19 protein-coding genes and 1 pseudogene are annotated in these 21509 nt (G+C 45.9%); 15 read left to right on the top strand and 5 right to left on the bottom strand.

The annotated features are described in order from the left end of the window. The first annotated feature begins 4 nt into the window (after window positions 1-4). From ilvD to BUA56_RS14830, 7 genes are all read left to right on the top strand, one after another. Window positions 5-1675 carry a dihydroxy-acid dehydratase gene (gene ilvD / locus BUA56_RS14855; protein ID WP_072853123.1) on the top strand — a complete coding sequence of 557 codons (1671 nt, stop codon included), beginning with the start codon at window positions 5-7 and terminating at the stop codon, window positions 1673-1675. Between the two features lie 15 nt (window positions 1676-1690). After that, window positions 1691-3370 (top strand): biosynthetic-type acetolactate synthase large subunit, encoded by a 1680-nt coding sequence (ilvB, locus tag BUA56_RS14850; RefSeq protein ID WP_072853121.1) that lies wholly within the window; start codon window positions 1691-1693, stop codon window positions 3368-3370. Between the two features lie 114 nt (window positions 3371-3484). After that, window positions 3485-4567: a 3-phosphoserine/phosphohydroxythreonine transaminase gene (gene serC / locus BUA56_RS14845; RefSeq protein WP_072853119.1), complete on the top strand. Its 1083-nt coding sequence runs from the start codon at window positions 3485-3487 to the stop codon at window positions 4565-4567. A gap of 1 nt (window position 4568) precedes the next feature. Next, entirely contained in the window at window positions 4569-5735 is a 1167-nt protein-coding gene (locus BUA56_RS14840; RefSeq protein WP_072853117.1) for a phosphoglycerate dehydrogenase, read from the top strand. 62 nt (window positions 5736-5797) lie between these two features. Continuing rightward, window positions 5798-5950 (top strand): hypothetical protein, encoded by a 153-nt coding sequence (locus BUA56_RS23025; protein ID WP_158641012.1) that lies wholly within the window; start codon window positions 5798-5800, stop codon window positions 5948-5950. Between the two features lie 21 nt (window positions 5951-5971). Next, window positions 5972-7204 (top strand): DUF1015 domain-containing protein, encoded by a 1233-nt coding sequence (locus BUA56_RS14835; protein ID WP_072853115.1) that lies wholly within the window; start codon window positions 5972-5974, stop codon window positions 7202-7204. Between the two features lie 24 nt (window positions 7205-7228). Continuing rightward, entirely contained in the window at window positions 7229-7642 is a 414-nt protein-coding gene (locus tag BUA56_RS14830; protein WP_072853113.1) for a C-GCAxxG-C-C family protein, read from the top strand. Between the two features lie 51 nt (window positions 7643-7693). Here BUA56_RS14830 and BUA56_RS14825 read toward each other — a convergent pair whose 3' ends face one another. Both BUA56_RS14825 and BUA56_RS23995 read right to left on the bottom strand, forming a co-directional pair. Beyond that, window positions 7694-8950 (bottom strand): N-acetylmuramoyl-L-alanine amidase family protein, encoded by a 1257-nt coding sequence (locus tag BUA56_RS14825; protein WP_072853111.1) that lies wholly within the window; start codon window positions 8948-8950, stop codon window positions 7694-7696. Between the two features lie 91 nt (window positions 8951-9041). Beyond that, on the bottom strand, window positions 9042-12149 hold the full coding sequence (locus BUA56_RS23995) for an N-acetylmuramoyl-L-alanine amidase (protein WP_084067981.1): 3108 nt from the start codon (window positions 12147-12149) through the stop codon (window positions 9042-9044). Between the two features lie 244 nt (window positions 12150-12393). Between BUA56_RS23995 and BUA56_RS14815 the strand changes: the two genes are divergently transcribed. After that, entirely contained in the window at window positions 12394-14343 is a 1950-nt protein-coding gene (locus BUA56_RS14815; RefSeq protein WP_072853109.1) for a fructose-1,6-bisphosphatase, read from the top strand. Between the two features lie 85 nt (window positions 14344-14428). Here the strand turns inward: BUA56_RS14815 and BUA56_RS14810 are convergent, their stop codons facing one another. From BUA56_RS14810 to BUA56_RS22805, 3 genes are all read right to left on the bottom strand, one after another. Next, entirely contained in the window at window positions 14429-14692 is a 264-nt protein-coding gene (locus BUA56_RS14810) for a sugar-binding domain-containing protein (protein ID WP_158641011.1), read from the bottom strand. Next, window positions 14664-14792 carry a hypothetical protein gene (locus tag BUA56_RS23885; RefSeq protein WP_278320867.1) on the bottom strand — a complete coding sequence of 43 codons (129 nt, stop codon included), beginning with the start codon at window positions 14790-14792 and terminating at the stop codon, window positions 14664-14666. The genes BUA56_RS14810 and BUA56_RS23885 overlap by 29 nt, the downstream gene beginning before the upstream one ends. An 88-nt stretch (window positions 14793-14880) precedes the next feature. Then, window positions 14881-15072, bottom strand: a complete 192-nt coding sequence (locus tag BUA56_RS22805) for a hypothetical protein (protein WP_187143890.1) — start codon at window positions 15070-15072, stop codon at window positions 14881-14883. A 456-nt stretch (window positions 15073-15528) separates the two neighbouring features. On the opposite strand from BUA56_RS22805, the gene BUA56_RS14795 reads away from it, so the two are divergent. From BUA56_RS14795 to BUA56_RS14760, 7 genes and pseudogenes are all read left to right on the top strand, one after another. Beyond that, window positions 15529-15888 carry a hypothetical protein gene (locus BUA56_RS14795; protein ID WP_139249496.1) on the top strand — a complete coding sequence of 120 codons (360 nt, stop codon included), beginning with the start codon at window positions 15529-15531 and terminating at the stop codon, window positions 15886-15888. Then, entirely contained in the window at window positions 15870-16172 is a 303-nt protein-coding gene (locus BUA56_RS14790; RefSeq protein ID WP_341443453.1) for a ClpP family protease, read from the top strand. The genes BUA56_RS14795 and BUA56_RS14790 overlap by 19 nt, the downstream gene beginning before the upstream one ends. 249 nt (window positions 16173-16421) lie before the next feature. Then, a pseudogene (locus BUA56_RS14785) lies at window positions 16422-16960 on the top strand (AraC family transcriptional regulator); the annotation flags it as partial. 51 nt (window positions 16961-17011) lie between these two features. After that, window positions 17012-17890: a LysR family transcriptional regulator gene (locus tag BUA56_RS14775; protein WP_072853097.1), complete on the top strand. Its 879-nt coding sequence runs from the start codon at window positions 17012-17014 to the stop codon at window positions 17888-17890. A 166-nt stretch (window positions 17891-18056) separates the two neighbouring features. Beyond that, window positions 18057-19022, top strand: a complete 966-nt coding sequence (locus BUA56_RS14770; protein WP_072853096.1) for a uroporphyrinogen decarboxylase family protein — start codon at window positions 18057-18059, stop codon at window positions 19020-19022. A gap of 18 nt (window positions 19023-19040) precedes the next feature. After that, window positions 19041-20195: an MFS transporter gene (locus BUA56_RS14765; RefSeq protein ID WP_072853095.1), complete on the top strand. Its 1155-nt coding sequence runs from the start codon at window positions 19041-19043 to the stop codon at window positions 20193-20195. Between the two features lie 15 nt (window positions 20196-20210). Then, window positions 20211-21467, top strand: coding sequence for a uroporphyrinogen decarboxylase family protein (locus tag BUA56_RS14760; protein ID WP_072853094.1), 1257 nt, complete (start codon window positions 20211-20213; stop codon window positions 21465-21467). Window positions 21468-21509 lie beyond the last annotated feature (42 nt).

Genomic DNA, 21509 nt, shown 5'->3' with positions numbered 1-21509 from the left:
AATTATGAGAAGTGATGCAGTGACAAAAGGGGTACAGCAGGCACCCCACAGGTCTTTATTTAACGCACTTGGACTGACCAGGGAAGAGATGGATCGTCCATTGATTGGTATTGTGAGTTCTTACAATGAGATTGTACCGGGACACATGAATCTGGATAAAATTGTAGAAGCCGTAAAAATGGGAGTGGCCATGGCAGGGGGGACCCCCAGAGTCTTTCCGGCGATTGCTGTGTGCGACGGAATCGCCATGGGGCATGTGGGAATGAAGTATTCCCTGGTGACCAGAGATTTAATCTGTGATTCCACGGAGGCAATGGCTATCGCCCATCAGTTTGATGCGCTGGTAATGGTGCCGAACTGTGATAAAAATGTACCGGGGCTTTTGATGGCAGCGGCAAGACTTAATATCCCCACAGTGTTCGTCAGCGGCGGACCTATGCTGGCAGGGCATATACACGGTTCTAAAACCAGTCTGTCCAGCATGTTTGAGGCTGTGGGTGCATACAGTGCCAATAAAATGACCGGAGAAGAAGTCGAAGAATATGAGAGGAAGGCTTGTCCTACCTGTGGCTCCTGCTCCGGGATGTACACGGCAAACAGCATGAACTGCCTCACAGAGGTGCTGGGCATGGGCCTTGGAGGCAACGGCACGATCCCGGCAGTCTATTCGGAGAGACTGCGTCTGGCCAAGCACGCAGGCATGAAGGTGATGGAGATGCTGGAAAAAAATATCCGTCCGAGAGACATTATGACAAAGGATGCATTTATGAATGCACTTACCGTAGATATGGCACTGGGCTGCTCTACCAACAGTATGCTTCATCTGCCCGCTATTGCTCACGAGGCAGGGGTAGAGCTGAGTCCGTCTACTGCCAACGAGATCAGCGCCAAAACACCGAATCTCTGCCATCTGGCACCGGCCGGACATACCTATATTGAGGAATTAAATGAGGCAGGCGGCGTGTATGCGGTGATGAATGAATTGAATAAAAAAGGCCTGCTGCATACAGATTGTATGACAGTAACCGGACATACGGTGGCAGAAAATATTAAGGACTGTGTAAATAAGAACCCTGAGGTAATCCGTCCAATCGATAATCCATACAGCGAAACCGGCGGAATCGCTGTTTTGAAGGGAAATCTGGCGCCGGATACTGCAGTGGTAAAACGTTCTGCGGTAGTTCCTGAGATGATGGTTCATGAGGGACCTGCCAGGGTATTTGACTGTGAGGAGGATGCCTCTGAGGCAATTCTTTCCGGCAAAATAGCCGCAGGGGATGTTGTGGTAATCCGCTATGAGGGCCCCAAGGGGGGACCGGGTATGAGAGAGATGCTGAATCCCACCTCCCAGATTGCCGGGATGGGACTGGGATCTTCGGTTGCCCTGATCACAGACGGCCGTTTCAGCGGCGCATCCAGAGGTGCGTCTATTGGCCATGTATCACCGGAGGCAGCTGTGGGCGGCCCCATTGCACTGGTGGAAGAAGGAGATATGATAAAAATCAATATTCCCGAGAATTCTCTGGAGCTGTTAGTATCACAGGAAGAAATGGAAGAGAGAAGAAAGAATTGGAAACCCAGAGAGCCTAAGATCACGACCGGCTATCTGGCGCGTTATGCATCTATGGTTACCAGCGGCAGCCGGGGTGCAATATTAGAAATACCAAAACAGTAAAGGAGGAAGCGGAGTATGCAGCTGACAGGTTCTGAGATCGTAATTGAGTGTTTAAAAGAACAAGGGGTAGATACTGTATTTGGGTATCCGGGAGGAACCATTTTAAATGTATATGATGAGTTATACAGGCACAGGGAGGAGATACATCACGTGCTCACCTCCCACGAACAGGGGGCAGCCCATGCCGCAGACGGATATGCCAGGGCAACCGGAAAAGTAGGCGTGTGTATGGCAACTTCAGGTCCGGGTGCCACGAACCTGGTAACGGGAATTGCCACAGCCTATATGGATTCCATTCCTGTAGTGGCAATTACAGCTAACGTTGGAGTACCTCTTCTTGGGAGAGACAGCTTTCAGGAAATTGATATAGCGGGCGTTGTGATGCCTATTACCAAATACAGCTTTATCGTAAAGGATGTAACAAAACTGGCAGATACGCTCCGCCGTGCATTTACCATTGCAAAAAGCGGGCGGCCCGGCCCGGTCCTGGTGGATATTACGAAAGACGTTACTGCCAATAAGGCAGAGTATACCTATGAGAAGCCTCTGGAGATACAGCCCTTTACAGCTAAGATCACAGAAGAGGATCTGGAGAGAGCAGTGGAGCTGATTCAGAGTGCACACAAGCCATATATATTTGTGGGCGGCGGTGCGATCAGTTCCGGTGCGTCCGAAGAAGTAAGAGAGCTGGCAAGAAAGATTCAGGCACCGGTAACCGATACCCTGATGGGAAAAGGGGCGTTTCCGGGAGAAGACCCTCTCTATACCGGCATGCTGGGCATGCATGGTACCAAAACCTCTAACCTCGGCGTGACGGAATGTGATTTGCTGATTACCATAGGCGCCAGGTTCAGTGACCGCGTCACAGGCAATGCCAGGAATTTTGCACGAAACGCTAAAATTCTCCAGATTGATGTAGATGCTGCTGAGATTAATAAAAACGTTATTGTGGATGCCTCTGTGATAGGAGATGTAAAAGAAGTGCTGAAACGTCTCAATGATAGAGTGGTGCCGAAAGATCACACCTATTGGCTGACCCATATCAAAGAGATGAAAGAAAAGTATCCTTTAAAATACAATAAAAACGGACTCAGCGGGCCCTTTGTTATAGAAGAAATTTATCGGGTGACCAACGGGGATGCTGTCATTGTAACTGAAGTGGGGCAGCACCAGATGTGGGCAGCTCAGTACTATAAATATAAGGAACCCAGGACATTTTTGACGTCAGGGGGACTGGGGACTATGGGGTACGGCCTCGGCGCATCCATAGGCGCCAAGATTGCGAAACCGGAAAAGACAGTAATTAATATTGCAGGGGACGGCTGTTTCCGCATGAACATGAATGAGATTGCCACAGCCGTGCGAAACGAGCTTCCTCTCATACAGGTTGTGATTAATAATCATGTGCTGGGGATGGTTCGCCAGTGGCAGACGCTGTTCTACGGAGAGCGGTACTCCCATACCATATTAAATGATAAGGTTGATTTTGTGAAGTTTGCAGAGTCCATGGGAGCAGTGGGAATCCGTGTGACAAAGCCTGAGGAAGTTGAGCCCGCCCTGAAAAGAGCCATAGAGTTAAACACCACAGTGGTGATTGAGTGTATTGTTGACTGCGACGATAAAGTATTCCCTATGGTATCACCGGGAGCGAATATTGAGGAAGCATTTGACGAGGAAGACTTAAATCAGAGATAGGATGTCTTTCCAAAGAGGACAAATGTTTTTATTGACAAAAATATGTCAAAGAAGTAGAATGTTCATTGATGTGATATATGAAAGAAGAGAATGAACATTAGGAGGAAGAGTAAAGTGGGAAGAGTCTATAACTTTTCAGCAGGGCCTGCTGTCCTGCCGGAAGAGGTATTAAAAGAAGCAGCAGAAGAAATGTTAGATTATAAAGGAACCGGTATGTCAGTGATGGAGATGAGCCACCGCTCCAAGGCTTTCCAGGAAATTCTGGATGATGCACAGGCAGATCTGAGAGAACTGTTACATATTCCGGATAACTATAAAGTCCTGTTCCTGCAGGGCGGTGCCCATCAGCAGTTTGCTATGATTCCGATGAATCTGATGAAACATAAGGTAGCTGATTATATTGTTACCGGACAGTGGGCGAAACGAGCATACCAGGAAGCACAGAAGTATGGAAAAGCAAATAAAATTGCTTCTTCAGAGGACAAAACTTTTTCCTATATTCCTGACTGCTCGGATCTGCCTGTCAGCGATGACGCAGATTATGTGTATATCTGTGAGAATAACACTATTTACGGCACAAAGTTTAAGACACTGCCGAATACGAAAGGCAAGCTTCTGGTTGCGGATGTCTCCTCCTGCTTTTTATCTGAGCCTATGGATGTAAGCAAATATGGGGTTATCTACGGGGGGGTACAGAAGAACGTGGGCCCTGCCGGTATGGTAATTACAATTATCCGGGAGGATCTGATTACGGAAGATGTACTTCCGGGGACTCCAACCATGCTTACTTATAAGACACATGCCGACGCGGGATCTCTTTATAATACCCCTAACTGCTACTGCATCTATATGTGCGGGAAAGTATTTAAGTGGCTGAAAAAACAGGGCGGTCTGGAGGCCATGAAACAGTATAACGAGAAAAAGGCTAAAATCCTGTACGATTTCCTGGATGGTAGTTCACTGTTTCGGGGAACTGTGGTGCCGGAGGATCGTTCTCTTATGAATGTACCTTTTGTCACTGGAAGTGATGAACTGGATGCCAGGTTTATCAAAGAGGCTGCGGCCCAGGGCTTTGTTAACCTGAAAGGCCATAGGAGTGTGGGCGGCATGCGCGCCAGCATTTACAATGCAATGCCCATAGAAGGTGTGGAAAAGCTGGTTGAATTTATGAAGAAATTTGAAGAGGAGAACCGTTAAAATGTATAAGTATCATTGCTTAAATCCTATCTCTGATGCGGGCATCAGCAGATTTTCTGAGGATTATCAGGAAACAGCATTGGAAGATTCGGATGTGATTCTGGTACGAAGCGCTAATATGCATGAAATGCAGCTGCCGGATAATATTAAGGCAATTGCGAGAGCAGGGGCTGGTGTAAATAATATCCCTCTGGATGTATGCACAAAGAAGGGGGTCGTAGTATTCAATACCCCGGGTGCCAATGCCAATGGTGTAAAGGAGATGGTAATTGCCGGAATGCTTCTGGCATCCCGTGATATCGTAGGCGGTATTGAGTGGGTGGAAAAGCAGGGCAATGCTTCTGACATCGGAAAACTTGCCGAGAAGCAGAAAAAACAGTTCGCGGGCTGTGAAATCAGCGGTAAAAAACTGGGTATCATAGGTCTGGGCGCAATCGGCGTACTGGTTGCCAATGCAGCAACCCATCTGGGGATGGAGGTATATGGATATGATCCTTATATCTCAGTGGACGCCGCCTGGAACTTGTCCAGAACCATTCACCACATTAATGATCTGGAAACCATTTACAGGGAGTGTGATTATATCACCATTCATGTGCCTCTGACGGACGGTACCAGAAAGATGATTAACGAAGAGGCTATCCGCCACATGAAAGAAGGGGTGGTACTCTTAAACTTTGCAAGGGATCTCCTGGTAGATGAAGAGGTTCTGGTGGAAGCGCTGAAGGAAGGAAAGGTCAAGAAATATGTAACCGACTTTGCCAATCCCACAGTGGCAGGAACACAGGGTACCCTGGTGACGCCGCATCTGGGAGCCTCTACAGAGGAGTCAGAGGATAACTGTGCCAGAATGGCCGTTCAGGAGCTCAGAGATTACCTGGAGCATGGGAACATTAAGAATTCAGTTAACTACCCTAACTGCGACGGGGGGATCTGCGTGGATGCCGGAAGAATTACGCTGAACCATAAGAATATCCCGAATATGATCAGTCAGTTTGCCAAGGTTCTGGGCGATGCGGGAGTGAACATTTCGGATATGACAAATAAGAGTAAGGGCGATTATGCCTATACAATGATTGACGTTTCCACTTCTATTCCTGAAAGTGTTGTGGAATCTTTAAGAGAAATCGAAGATGTCTATAAGGTCCGCATTGTAAAAGGCGAATAAATTTCCTATGGGGGTACCGCAGGGGCGGTATTCCCATTTTTGCCAATAAAAAAGAGGTAGAAATGAAGAAGAAAAGCTGGAATCCCTTTCAAAAAGGGTGGAAGAGAATGAAAAATCTTCAGAAGATATACCGTTCCGTTAAGAGGCATAAAAAGAAATACAGAAAGGCAGTGAATGGGATCTGTGAAGTGATTTTGCATAAGACTGAGAACTAAAGGATGAAAAGGAGAACCAATATGGCTGATATTAAAGCTTTTCGGGGCATAAGGCCGAGGCCGGACCTGGCGGAAAGGATAGCTGCTCTGCCTTATGATGTGTACAACAGAAAAGAGGCGCTGGCAGAAGTGGAAAAAGAACCTCTTTCCTTTCTGAAAATTGACAGGGCGGAGACGCAGTTTCCGGATACAGTAGGAACCTATGAGGATTGTGTCTACGAGAAAGCCAAAGAGACCCTCTGGGATATGAAGGCGGAGGGAGCATTTATCCAGGATGAAATACCCTGCTGCTACTTGTACGAACTGACCATGAATGGACGGAGCCAGACGGGAATCGTGGCCTGCGCATCTATTGATGATTATCACAGCCGGGTAATCAAAAAGCATGAGAATACAAGAGAAGAAAAGGAGCTGGACAGAATCCGTCACGTGGATACCTGCAATGCCCAGACCGGCCCCATTTTTCTGGCCTATCGTTCCCGCAGGGAGGTAACGGCTCTGGTAGCCCAGGCAAAACTGCAAAAGCCGGTGTATGACTTTATTTCTCCGGATGGCATTGGACATCGTGTGTGGGTAATAGAAGACAGAGAGCAGATAGAACAGTTGGAGAACGCCTTTGGGAAGATTCAGGAAATCTACATAGCTGACGGGCATCACAGAGCGGCATCAGCGGTTAAAGTGGGTGAAAAGAGGCGGTCAGAACACCCCGGCTATACGGGAGAAGAAGAGTTTAACTATTTTTTGGCTGTCTTGTTTCCGGATGAGGAGCTGTCTATCCTGGATTACAACCGGGTAATAAAAGATTTAAACGGCAATACGCCCTGTGAGCTTCTGGAAAAAATTCAGGGGGACTTCTCAGTGGAGAAAAGAGAAGAACCGGTACGTCCGACAAAAAAAGGAGAATTTGGCATGTATCTGGAGGGAGCCTGGTATCTTCTCAGAGTGAAACCGGAAATAGTCTCCGACGACCCCGTGGAAGGTTTGGATGTATCGATTCTCCAGGACAGGCTTCTTCAGCCGATCCTGGGCATCCAGGATCCGAAAACAGACGCCAGAATTGATTTCGTGGGCGGAATCCGGGGATTAAAGGAATTGGAGAAAAGGGTTGCAAAGGACTGTATGGCAGCGTTTTCCCTGTATCCTACTTCCATAGGAGAGCTTTTTGCTGTGGCAGACGCGGGGAGGCTGATGCCTCCAAAATCAACCTGGTTTGAGCCAAAGCTGCGCAGCGGATTGTTTATACACGAAATATAATTGAGAGATTGGGAGGATTTACGTATGGAGAGCAGAGTTGAGAAAGCAGTGGAAAAGCATCGCCAGGGATATAACTGTGCCCAGGCGGTAGCCTGTACTTATTGTGATTTGGTCGGTGTGGATGAGTCTACCATGTTTAAGATGATTGAGGGCTTTGGGGCCGGCATGGGAGGAATGCAGAGTACCTGCGGAGCAGTATCGGGCGTAATAGCGCTGGCCGGCATGAAGAACAGCAAGGGATGCGGCGATACTTCTACAAAGGGGAAGACTTACAAGCTGTCAAAGGAAATAGCAAAGGAGTTTTCAGAGATTAACCAGTCAACGGTATGTAAAGTGCTAAAAGGGGTGGAGACAAAGAAACTGCTTAGAAGCTGTGACGGGTGCGTGGAGGATGCCGCCAGGATTGCTGAGAAGGTGTTGTTTCAGGAAGAAGAGTAAATTATCATCAAAAAGGAACCAATGTCCGTCAGAACATCGGTTCCTTTTTCGTTACATAGATTTCAAATCCTGAATCATTTTAATCAGCGAGCTTCCGTAGTTTTGTCCGGCTGCCCATCCTCCGCCGTAGGGGTTGTCGGGTATCCCAAGCCATTCTACGTAGGGAGAGGTGTTTCTTGTTACATAGTTAAACCGGGGATCTACGCAGGGCTGATTCAGTGCAGCAGTACTTGCATACGCCTTCAGATGCTGTATCTGTGCCCGAAGACCGGTTCGCACGTCAGAGAAGGCAACTCCCGGCACACCTCCTCCGGTGGCGCCGAGGCCGGCAAAGTTATATTGGCCGATAGACACATCACCGCCGTAGTTGAGCCATCCCGTTTCCTTCATAATCTGAGTGAAGACAACTTCAGCTTTTATATTCTCTGCAGCGGCTTCCTCGTAAATAATTTCACTGAAGGTCTCAATATCCGGAGCCCCTCCGTTTGCAAGGACTGCAGAAGGGTAAGAAGCCCCGTTAGCCTTGAAATAGTTTACCATCTGATCCACGGTGACAGAGGTAGCGCCCTCAATGATATACATTCCGCTGGCCGCATCCACATTGCTTTCATAGGAAGTGACCTCCTGGCTGCAAACACCTGCGGTGCTGAAGGTATAGTTGGTGCCGTCAATCACTTGTTCTCCAGTGACCATAACCCCATCCTCTCCGAGGTAGTACCGTTTGCCCTCCAGCGTCAGCCATCCGGTCGTCATCCTGCCGGTTTCGTCAAAGTAATACTGCTTGTTATCCACTTTCAGCCATCCTTTGATGGGAGAGCCATTCAGGTTATTGTAATACCAGTAGCCGTCATGGAAACTCCATCCCCCGGAGGTATTAATTTCAGGATTCTCATTCCAGGCACCGTCTGCATCCATACAGTACCAGCTATTGTCGATAAACTGCCACCCGGTTGCCATTGAGCCGTTTCCGGGGGTGAAGTAATACCAGGTATCGTCTATCAGAGTCCATCCTTCGGCCATGCTTCCGGTGTCCCCCAGATAATACCATATCTCATTAATCTTTTGCCATCCCGTTTTTTTCTCATCGTTTATGTAGTAGTACCAAGAGTCCCCTTCTTTTGTCCAGCCATTAGTTCCGGAAGCCGTCTCACTGCCGGCATCCGGCATCAGTGGTGAGGGAAGGGACGCCTGATAAGGGGATAACAGGGACTGTGCCGGGGACTTAGCCCCTAATACAGAGACAGGGGCTGCCAATACCATGGAGGCTGTCAGCAAATGGCATAGATAGCGCTTTTTTGTTCCATTCATTCAAATACTCCTTTGTAATGTAACCGATGTTTCTTTACTTGCTTGTCACTTTACTATTATATAGGATGGGAGCCTGAATGACAACCTGGAGTTACATAGATTTTAATGTTGTAATCATTCCAATGAGACTGCTGCCGTAATTTTTTCCTGCGGCCCATCCCCCTCCGAAGGGGTTGTCCGGGATTCCCAGCCACTCTACAAAAGGAGAGGAGTACCTGGTAACATAGGTAAAGCGGGGGTCCACGCAGGTCTGTACCAGGTTATCTCTGGAAGCGTAGGCCTTCAGGTGCTGTACCTGAGCCCTGATACCGGTGCGCACATCGGCAAAACTCAAGCCGGGGACTCCCCCTCCGGTTGCCCCAAGGCCGGCAAAATTAAACTGCTCAATCTTTACGTCTCCTCCGTATTGAAGCCAACCGGTTTCCTTCATTGCCTGCGTGAAGGCAACTTCTGCTTTGACACCTTCCGTCTGGCACTCTTCCAGGAAAATCTGACAGAAGGTTTTGATGTCAGGAGCGCCGCCTTTTGCCAGTACTTCTGCGGGGTAAGCCTGCTTGCTGGCGGCAAAATACTTAACCATCTGATCTGCGGTTACAGAGCTTGTCCCCATAATTTTGTATCCGGGATATTCATCAATGTTGCCCAGACTCTCGCCGGACTGGGTAAAGGTATAAGTAATACCGTCCACGGTATAGTAGCATCCGGAGACCATGGCGCCGCTGCTGAGAAGATAGTAGGTCTTTCCGCCTACAGTCTGCCATCCAGTGAGCATCTTGCCGGTACTGTCCATATAATACCATTTACCGCCGTTTAACAGCCACCCTGTATGATAACCGTTGGCTCCTATGTAATACCAGTTCCCATTTTCAAGCTGCCAGCCCTGAGCCGGATGCTCAATCCATACGCCGCTGTTGTCGAAGAAATAGGACTTGCCCCCGATTTTCTGCCATCCGGTAAGCATGGCCCCGGAGGAATTCATGTAGTACCATTTACCGCCAATCTTCTGCCATCCGGTGAGCATGGCACCGCTGCTGTCGGAGTAGTACCAGGTATTGCCTACCAGATACCACCCGGTTTTCATGGCTCCATTACCTGGGGTGAGATAGTACCAGGTCTTTCCAAGCTTGAGCCACCCCTCCGCCATGGCGCCGCTGCTGTTGAGATAGTACCATTTGCCGCCAATCTTCTGCCACCCGGTTTTCATGGCACCGCTGCTGTCGGAGTAGTACCAGGTATTGCCTACCAGATACCATCCGGTTTTCATAGCTCCGTTGCCCGGAGTGAGGTAGTACCAGGTCTTTCCAAGTTTTTTCCATCCCTCGGCCATGGCGCCGTCGCTCTCCAGGTAATACCATTTGCCGGATATGTACTGCCATCCGGTCAGAGATGCGCCGCTTGCATTAAAGTAGTACCATTTTCCGTCAATAAGATTCCAGTTAACCGACATAACTCCGGTTTCCGGGTTTAGGTAGTACCGGGTCTTTCCCAGGGTTATCCAGCCTTTTGCCCGGGCACCGCTGCCGTTCAGATAATACCACTTGCCGTCCAGAAGAAGCCATCCGGTCTGCATGGCGCCGCTGCCGTTAAAATAGTACCATTCGCTGCCTATTTTTTGCCAGCCGTTTACCATGGCTCCGTTTCCAGGGGTAAGATAATACCAGGTGTTTCCAAGTTTTTTCCAGCCCTCTGCCATGGCGCCGCTGCTCTCCAGGTAATACCATTTGCCGGAGATAAACTGCCATCCGGTCTGCATGATTCCGCTGCTGTTGAGGTAATACCATTTACCGTATATATACTGCCAACCGGTAAGTTTTTGTCCATCTTTATAAAAATACCATTTATTGTTTACTTGTTTCCAGCCATTAAGATTATTATTGGGATTATTGCTGCTTTCCAGATTGAAATACTGGGCAATTCCCTTGGCATCTGCCTGTCCCAGCTTTTTCAGATCTTCTTCACTGTCCAGAAACTTTTTGTCCTCTGTGCCGCTTAAAAAGGCATGTTCGACAATTACGCCAGGGAGGCCCTGCTCCATACAGTTGCGGATGATGCCGTAGTAATCAGCTTTACTGCCGTCCGGATACTTCGTGCCATTGGCGGAGTCTTTGTATTTTAATCCCCTGTTGTAAAGGCCGAGGGCAACGAGATTGTCCAGAATGTTAGATGCCAGCTGGTTGGCATCTTCGGCTACATCATTGTTATACCGTCCGGTTCTGGGGACAAGGATTTCCACACCATGTGCTTTTTCCGAATCCGCAGAGTTAAGATGCAGGCTCACAAAAATATCTGCATTTTTTTCAACGCCGATGGCCACCCTCTCTTCTAAGTCGGGAAGATAGGTGTCGCCGGTTCTTGTCATATAAACCTGAATCTCCGGATATGCGGCAAGGGCTTCTTTTACATAATTAGCAATCTTGAGGGTTAGCTGTGATTCTACGAATTTTGTACCGTCACTGAAGGTGTATTCCGCACCGCCGTCCATGCCGCCGTGTCCAGGATCCAACACTACGGTAAAGGTTCCTGCTTTATCGCCCGCTTTCGGTGCAGATAAAGCGGACCTGGACATGGAAGCGGGAGCGGCTTCACTTTGAAGCACCTCGGAAATGTCGGAAGCTGTAAGTCCGTCCTCCCCTTCTTTTGTGACTACTGTTTGATTCACATAATCTAATTCTTCCTCTGAGAGATTCTCTGTGTCTGTCTGATTCTCTGTATCCCCAATGATTTCCGCGGCTTGTTCCTCGTCAATACTGAGGGTATCCATCTCTTCCTCCGGCTGCAGTCCGGTCTCGATATCCTGACCGCCTACAGTGGTAACGATTGAAAGAAAGGTTCGGGTAACACCTTCCCCTGGAAGATCCAGCAGGAAAGCGGCATAATTTTCAACAATTTCTTCTGCTTCTGCAGTATGTATCTCCCCATCCCCATCCTGATAGGAGAGCACTGCTTTTTCCATCACAGTAGAAGTATCCCCCATCTCAAGAATGACGGATTGGTGCGTATCGTCTTCCTGGGTCAAAAGCAGCTGGCAGTCCAGAGAAAGGGAATCCCTGCTGTCGTTGTCTGGTTGTGTTTCCTGTGCGGGTTCCTCCTCAGGAAGGCTGTCATGGGCCTGACTGCTGGCGTAAGCCGGCGTCCAGGCAGTGAGCAGCATAACTGCAGTCAGAACATAGCACAGGAGTTTCTTTCGGATGTTTTTCATTTGTCTTTCTCCTTTGCTTTTTTGCAACGTAAAACTTTGTTACTAAAATGTTAATGAATCATTACATATTATAGTATATGGCCGGACGGATTGCAATGGAGGAATAGAAAATGGCCTCTGAATTTAAGAAAAGTTTAATCTGAATTTATAAGCCATCCATTGCAAGGGTCAGAAAAATATGTTACCTTACAAATATAGTTTATCTGTTAGTTGCTATAAATAATGTATTGGGAGAATGTATGAAATGGAAAAATTAGAACTGAAGTACCTCCAATGTCTGGCAGAGCTTTACCCGTCAATCGCTAAAGCCTCCACAGAAATCATTAATCTGCAGTCTATACTGAACCTGCCTAAGGCCACAGAACATTTTCTGACCGACATTCACGGGGAATATGAAGCTTTTTCCCACGTCCTGAAAAATGGTTCGGGAGCAGTGAGAAGGAAGATCAATGAGGTATTCGGACACACTCTGGACGAAAGAGAGAAGAAATCTCTGGCAACCTTAATCTATTATCCAAAAGAAAAGATGGAGGTAGTGAAAAAGAGCAGGGAGAACATGGAAGACTGGTATATGATTACCCTGTACCGTCTCATCGAAGTCTGCAAACGGGTAGCCTCCAAATATACCCGGTCAAAGGTGAGAAAGGCTCTGCCGGAGGATTTTGCCTATGTCATTGAAGAATTGATTACAGAAAAACCGGATCTGGTGGACAAAGAAGCTTACTATGACGAGATTGTCCATACGATTATTGAAATCGGGAGAGCGGAAGTATTTATTATAGCCCTTTCTGAGCTGATTCAGCGCCTGGTAGTCGATCATCTCCATATCCTGGGAGATATCTATGACAGAGGGCCTGGTCCCCAGCACATAATGGATAAGCTGACAAGCTACCACTCCCTGGACATTCAGTGGGGAAACCATGATATTCTCTGGATGGGAGCTGCGGTGGGCCAGCGTTCCTGTATTGCCACTGTGATACGTATCTGTGCCAGGTATGGAAATCTGGACATTCTGGAAGACGGATACGGCATTAATCTGCTTCCCCTTGCAACCTTTGCCCTTGCAACTTACAAAAATGATCCCTGCGAGTGCTTTAAAATTAAAGGGACAGATGTCTATAATCCTGCAGAGACAGAATTGAATATGAAGATGCACAAGGCCATATCCATCATTCAGTTTAAACTGGAGGGCCAGCTTTTGACAAGGCATAAGGAATATAAGATGAGCGACCGGCGGCTTCTGGACAAAATAGATTATGAAGCCGGGACAATGGAACTGGACGGGAAGACCTATGCATTAATCGACAAAAATTTTCCAACCATAGATCCCAAGAAGCCCTTTGAACTTACAGAAGAAGAAACAGCTATCATGGAGCGTCTGGTGACGGCGTTCACCGACTGTGAAAAGCTTCAGCAGCACATGATGCTGCTTCTGAATAAGGGCGGTCTGTACAAAACATTCAATGGGAATCTGCTGTATCACGGATGCGTTCCTCTGAACGATGACGGAAGCCTCATGACTGTAGAGATATACGGGAAAAAATATAAGGGAAAAGCGCTGTATGATGTGCTGGATACCTACGTGAGAAAGGCCTTTTTTGCCCTCAATCCCGTGGAAAGAGAGAAGGGCAAGGATATTCTGTGGTATATCTGGTCAGGCCCCGGTTCTCCGCTGTTCGGAAAAAGCAAGATGGCAACCCTGGAGCGGTATTTCCTGAAAGAGCCGGAGACCCACAAGGAAGTAAAGAATGCTTACTATGGCATGCTGGAAAACGATACGGTAGTAAACAGTATCCTTCAGGAATTCGGACTGGACCCGGAGCACGGTCATATTATCAACGGCCATGTCCCGGTGCATCACATGTCAGGGGAAAGCCCTGTCAAGTGCAGCGGCAAACTTCTTGTAATAGACGGAGGATTTTCAAAGGCTTACCAAAAGGAAACCGGAATTGCCGGCTATACCCTTATCTTTAACTCCTTCGGACTCATTCTTGCCGCCCATGAGCCCTTCACATCCGCAGAAAATGCCATAGCCCAGGAGACAGATATCGTATCAGACAGCATACTGGTAAAACGAGTGGCAAAGCGAATGGTGGTTGGAGATACAGATAACGGGAAAGCCCTCAAAGAGAGAATTGATGAGTTAAAACAGCTTCTGGATGCTTACAGGAGCGGCCTGATAAAAGAAAAGTAAAGAGTAAAAAAGGGGACGTGTTCTTTCTAAAAGGAACACGTCCCCTTTTCGGGTTGGCCTGTCCCAAAATACAACAGACCTGTCCCTAAATGATTTTCCGGGCCAGCGCCTCATCTATAATTAAAGTATTAATATATCCGCTTCTTGCACAGCTTATCACGGACTGGGCATTGACTATACTGGCCGATACTCCGATAACTGTGTCTAATTCTTTCAGAACATCCAAATCAATGGCCATAATTCGTTCATTAATCCCTGCGTTACAGGGGAGTCCATTTTTATCCAGATATCTCCCGCAGATCCGGCACACTGCGCCTAACTCATCTGACGGCCAGTTCCTGTCCCCCAAAAAGAGATGCCTGTGAATCCACCCCTCCCATCATCTGTATGGAATTGATTTTTTGATAATCTCCAAAATACAGCTTTTCGGCAATATAATAAGATATCATATCATTTGTGTATCCAAGAAGCATTCCGTTATTCAAAATAAGCCTGAATGTTGTATGACGGGAGCAGCTGGTCATTCCCCACAGAATTCTATATTGCGCCCATAGTTTTTAAATGTTCAAGATATCCCTGCATTTCCTGATACTGTTTCTGCTGGATACTTTTTCTGTGTCCACAGCCGGAGGCAAACGTGGATTCATCCAGACTGGTACCCTTCCTGTACATTTCCAACAGTTCCGAAACATAATCGATAGGGTATGCTTCCCGCTTCTCCAGTTTCACGCCTGAATATATCCTTGAAGAGCTGCTCGATGGAATCAGTCAGTTGATTTCGGATGATGTTTCCGAACGTGGTAAAAGAGGGTGCCTGTATGTCATCAAGAAGATAGATATACCGGATATCATTTCTGCAGGACTTTTCCATTTCCCGCAGAGAACATATCTCATGTTCCATGAAAGTAAAGAGTATCACTTTGAGGAGTTTTTGTTCATCACATCCCGGACGGTCTCTTTTGTACCCTTTCTCTACAAAATATCATGATAGGTCGATGTGGTCCATAATCTCACAAAAAGTGTATACTGGATCAGAAATATTAATTAATTTTTCTATATCCAGTAGTAATTTTACTGACGTGGGGTATAATTACCGCTGGTGTCATTAGGAGGAATGCAAAAAACGCTCATTATTTTAGGAGTTATCGTTTTAATCTCCGCTGCTTTTTTATGTTTAGCAGATACATGTCTCAGAAAGAGGATGAAGAGGATATGCTTCTGTATGACGGCTACGGATCAGAGGAAGTGGTGGGTGACCTGGCGATTCAAGGGGAGAAACATATCCTTTACATTAGAAAAATCAAGCTAATCCTGTACAATCCGACTTTAGGGAATGTGATCAATGCTGTCAACGCAGACGATGAGGGTGTGGACATCCAGTTAAATGAGAACGGGGAGATTACACAGATTGGGGATGTTCAGAGCAATGAGACAGGACATTGGAAAATCCTGATTGACAATATAGGTGTGCATAAAAATAATGTATGGCATATCCCGGCACAGAATTACCAAGGCTTTACCTTCGTTTGGAACGAAAAGAATTAAACTTTAGCATCAGCCATAGACGCAGGCCTGATATATCAAAATGTTCATATAAAGAGTTTTTCAGTGGAAAGCGCATGACATTACCCAATGCCGAAATTATGTTACACCAGCCGGCTATGTATGGGAATGGTATTCGAGGACCAGAGAGCGATATAAAAATAATGTCTGATTATATGCAAAAGAGCAGACAAAGATTAAACAAAATATTGTCCGAAAATACTGGACGCACAGTCGAAGAAATCAAACGAGATACTGATAGAGATCACTTTATGAATGCCGAATAGGCGTAGTCATATGGCTTGATTGACTCCATAATTTCCAGAATATAGAAAAACCATCCAAGCCAAATCTGCAGAATTACTGTTATCCGACGGGGTAACAGAATAGAACGCTTGTGAAGAATTTGGTGAAATCAGGTTTTCATGTGCTATATTAGTACTCCACCGGTCTTGTAACCCTCCTACTACTATGGTAAGATGGGATGGTAGTAAGTCAAACAATAAGAACCGGCTCTCATTTCCCATATCCCAGTAAAGAGAATGTTTGCCTACATGGCAGGCATCCCTCTTTCAGAGTACATCCGTCGACGCCGGATGTACCTGGCGGCTGTGAACCTGCAGGGAGGCGGGATAAAGATCGTGGATGCGGCCCTGAACTATGGGTACTCATCACCTACAGCATTTAACAGGGCGTTTCAGAGCGTCCACGGCATCGCGCCCTCATCAGCAAAAAGAGAAGGCGTGTTCCTAAAATCTTATCCTCCCATCAGCTTTAAAATCACAGTAAAGGGATTGGAAGAAATGAATTGCAGAATCGAAACAAGAGAGGCGTTCCGCATTGTGGGTATCAGTACACCTCTGCACAAGGAGATTGAGAAAAATAAATGGCCACAATGATGGAGCAACAGCCTATGGGGTTCTTGGGAGTAAGTGCTTGCGGGGAGCTGGAACAGCGCATAGTCACAGAATGGATCCCCACCTCAGGCTACGAGTACGGGAACGCCCCGGATATCGAAGTCTACCTGAACCCGGATCCCGAGGTGTGGATACCGGTGATAAAGTCTCAGGGCTAGAAATTTAGAGCGTATTTGATAGAATATTGAAAGGACAAGGTTGGTACGGATATGAATGCAAATCAAATTATACAATTCCTCACGGTCGCCTCTGAAAAAAATCTGACAAAAGCATCCGAAAAGCTTTTTATATCACAACAGGCACTGAGTAAAGCAATAAGTGCCCTTGAAGAAGAGCTAGGGGTTCAGCTTTTTATCAGAACTGGGAAGGGAACAGAGCTAACAGATTTAGGTGAGAAGATCCTCCCTGTTACCGAATCTTTATTGAAGAAATACGAAGAACACATGGCAATTATAAGGGATGTCATTCAACAGCATCACTATACCATCACGTTGCTTTTTGAACATGCTTTCATGCCCTATGTCATCCCCCCTGACTTTATTTCCAAAATTGGAGAAATTACATTAAAATTTACAATTGCAGATAACACCGAATATTGTATAAAAGGAATTGCGTCTGGAAAGTATGATTTGGGGTTCATACACAAGCCTAAGCAACTGTCCGGTCTTGTATACATACCTGTTTTCCACGAACGGCCGATTGTGCTGATGAACAGGAATCATCCTTTGGCAGCCAAAAAAGAGATTAAGATAGAAGATTTAAAAAATGTAGCGCAATTTCTGCCGGCAGTCAGTTCCTCCGCGGTATATATGGATTATATTGAAGCCTGTATTGAAAGTGGCTTTTATCCAAAGTATGTATTTGAGTCTTCAGATCAGGGAATACTGGCAAGGGGAATCGAGGCAAACAAAGGTGTGGTTGTGGCAGGCGGCAGAGGAATTACGGAAAATGATACAGTGATATCGCGGCCCCTTGTATATAAATCATTTATGGTTGACATGGGGTTTTTGGCAAAGCCTGATTATTCTGAAAAATTGCATCTGAAATCCTTTGTCAAATCTATTATAAACTATTATTCGTGCAGTTAATGCAAGGGCATAAGCGTCACAACTTTTGGTTGTGATGTTTTTTTTGCATGTAAATACTACAACTGTGGAATGTAGGGTAAGAATTATGTTTGTTTTACGATACCGATACCTTTTCTTATAATGAACATATAAAGAAAATAGACTAAGTAAGAAAGGAGTATCTGCTATGACACCACGTGAAAATGTATTGGAAGTAATTAATTGGGGGAACCCGGAATATGTACCGCTGATGAATGAATGCGACCCCTATTTTTTTTCTGGGGTCTGTAATCTGGAAATGACTTTTGGAGGGCCAGATGCTTTTGGGGTTAATTGGGTTTCGACCCCAGAAGGCTCCATACCTGAACCTGGGAAGTTCCTATTCTGTGATATATCCGAGTGGCGGGACTATGTAAAAATTCCGGATGTGGATAAAATAGACTTTAAGGCAATGGCAAAACACGATCTTGTTGGTTTTGACTGGGATAACAAACTTTTGAATTTTTTTTATCCCGCAGGGCTATTTGACCGCCTTGTTGCTTTTATGGGATTTGAAAATGCATTGATTTCACTGGCTGAAGATCCAGAGTCCTGCGATGACTTTTTCCATGAAATGATGAAATACCGCATTCAGGTATTAGAACGTGCTATTGAGGCGTATAAGCCGGATATGGTCACCTATGTGGACGATATGGCACATGCCAAAGGTCTGTTCATATCCCCGGAGACCTATCGTAAACTGATAAAGCCATATCATAGGCAAATTGTCCAGACAGTCAAATCCAGGGGTGTCATTTTTAACCAGCATATCTGTGGGAAATGTGAAGACCTGCTGGATGACTTCGTGGAGATTGGAGTACAAGTATGGAATTCCGCACAGCCAATTAATGACTTAGCAGCAGTTCAGAAGAAATACAAAGGTAAACTGGTGGTAGAAGGTGGATGGGACACTTCCGGCCCAGCCTCCTATCTGGACTCCTCCATAGAGCTTGTGATGGAAGAGGCTATGAGAAATATAAAAGAGTATGGAGTAAATAAAGGGTTTATTTTCTGGCCAATTATTATGAACAAACAAGGAAACGGAATGATTGTAGGAGACGAGCGTCTGGATAAGCTTACCGAAGTCTGGCCCACAATCAGCAGGATTTATTAATGTTGGGAGGTCATATCTATGAAAAGGAATCTTACTCTGAAGCTTACTATCCTCAGTCTTTCCCTGCTGGTACTGGCGCCCAACGGCGCTTCAGTCATCCTGCCTAATATTGCACAGACGTTTCCCGATATACCTTTTACATCGGTGATCCTTGTTCTGACTCTCCCTTTTGCAGTCTTGACGGTCTTTTCTTTTATTACAAGCGCTCTGATGAACTTTATACCTAAAAAAACGCTTGTCATAATAGGCATAATACTATACTTGATTGGCGGGCTCGGTCCTATATTCACAGGTAGTTTCTCTGTACTGCTGTTTTTCAGGGGGGTTCTGGGAGCTGGGATTGGTGTCATTACACCTCTTGCCAGCGGATTAATTCCGCTATTTTTCCAGGGCCAGGAACTGGCATCTGTTTTTGGACTATCATCCTCATTTATGAATATCGGACAGATTTATTTTGTATTCATGGCGGGTTTGTTAGTAACATTAGGTTGGAACAAAACATTTTGGCCTTTTCTGATAGCTATCCCAATTTTGCTGCTAATTATATTTAAGCTCCCTGAGCCGTCAACCTCCGCAGCCGAATGCCAGGATAAACCGAAAATCAAGTTAACACCTGTCTTTTGGTTAATATTCCTACTTGCAATCTTGGAAGGTGTGTTTCATTATCCCATTCTGACTAATACATCCGCTTTTATTGTGGGGATGAATTTGGGCGATAGCGAAACGGCCTCTACGGTTCTTACTGTTATGTTAGTTGCGGGTTTAATCAGCGGTTTTTTATTTTCCAAGATTTTTGCAAAATTAAAGGCTATGACTATCCCACTTTCAAGTATGGTAATGACTGTCGGTTTCTTTACCATGGCATTGGCTGATAACCTGGCAATGGTTTATATTGGAGCATGCCTGGCATGCCTGGGATTATCGGTAAATATGTCTCTTATTTTTGTTTATGCCACTGCGGTCAGCAATCCGTCCTCATCTTCCTTCGCAGTCGCAATAGCCACCACCGGTGTTTATCTAGGAGGGGTCGCTTCCTCTTATGTCATGTCCGGTTTATTGCGGATGCTTGAAAAATCATCCGACCAGACGGTATTTACCATCAGCAGTGCGGCTTTTTTTGGATTTACCTTGTTATCCATAGGGTGCCTGCTCATAAAACGAAAAAACAGATAAGGAGAAAGATATTTTATGGACAATAACACAATACTTACCCCGGAAAAGAAAAAGTATAATGAACGCTTACAACGTATAGAGGATGCGGTTGCATTAAAAGAGCCTGATAAGATTCCACTGGCTCCCAGTTTTGATGGGGTCATCCAGAATTTCTATGGCTCAAGCTATAAGAATACATATTATGACCATCCGAAGGCAATTGATGCGATTGTAAGATTTTATACAGATTATCCTCAGTGTGATGCAACAATGACCAATTTGCTAATAAGCGGAAAAGCATGTGAACTATCTGGCTTTAATTTTATAGACTGGCCTGGGCGACCAGGCACTTCTGTATCAGACTACAGTACCCATCAGATTATTGAGCATGAGTATATGGCACAGGAGGAGTATCCGGAGCTGTTGAAGGATTTTACAGGATTCATGATTAGAAAATACATTCCCAGAGCCTATGACAGGCTCCAGGGTTTGCAAAATTTTTCTTTTAACACTTCCACTGTATTAAGCGCGGCTTTTTTAGCTCCTTTTTATTCGCCTGCCATGCTGGACTCCTATAAGCTTTTTGCAGAAATCGGCAAGTTAGAGGCGGAAACCAGTGCGGCCTTTATGAATCAGATAGACCAGTTGGCCGCCATTGGGATGCCATCCATGTTCATGGCTATTTCGGAAGCACCCTATGATATTTTAGGTGATTATTTCCGTGGAACTGTAGGAATTATGGAAGACCTGTTTGAATATGAAGACGAAATAAAGGAAGCCTGTGATATGTTTGCCGACCAGCAAATTCAGGCACTGCAGTTCCTGCGCTTTATCCCCATGAAGGGTAAAAGGGTATTCTTTCCCCTTCATAAGGGTATGGATGGCTTTATGAATGACAAGCAGTATGAGAAGCTTTATTGGAATCCGCTAAAAAAAATCATGCTTGCGCTGATTGATATGGGTGTGACGCCTTACGTCTTTGCCGAAGGAAAATACAGTACACGTCTGCACTACCTGGCTGATGTACCAAAAGGAAAAGTTATTTATCATTTTGAGGACATTGATATGAGAGAAGCCAAAAAAATCCTGGGAAAAGTAGCTTGTATTTCCGGCAATTTGCCTGTGGCACTGATGGAATATGGGAAAAAGGAAACTATAGTCAATTACTGTAAATCCCTGATTGACAATTGTGCTCCGGGAGGAGGATATATATTTGATTTCAATGGAGCCTGCGAAAATGCTAAACGTGAAAACATCAATACTATGTTCGAAGTTTTTGAAACTTACAGATAATTAGTAACTGTTTAGAACTATGAACAGTTACAACTCAAGCCC

It is taken from the genome of Lactonifactor longoviformis DSM 17459, assembly GCF_900129135.1.
Classification (GTDB): Bacteria; Bacillota; Clostridia; order Lachnospirales; family Lachnospiraceae; genus Lactonifactor; species Lactonifactor longoviformis.
The sequence above is the reverse complement of the archived record's forward strand: the minus strand, read 5'-3'. Positions and strand labels throughout refer to the sequence as shown.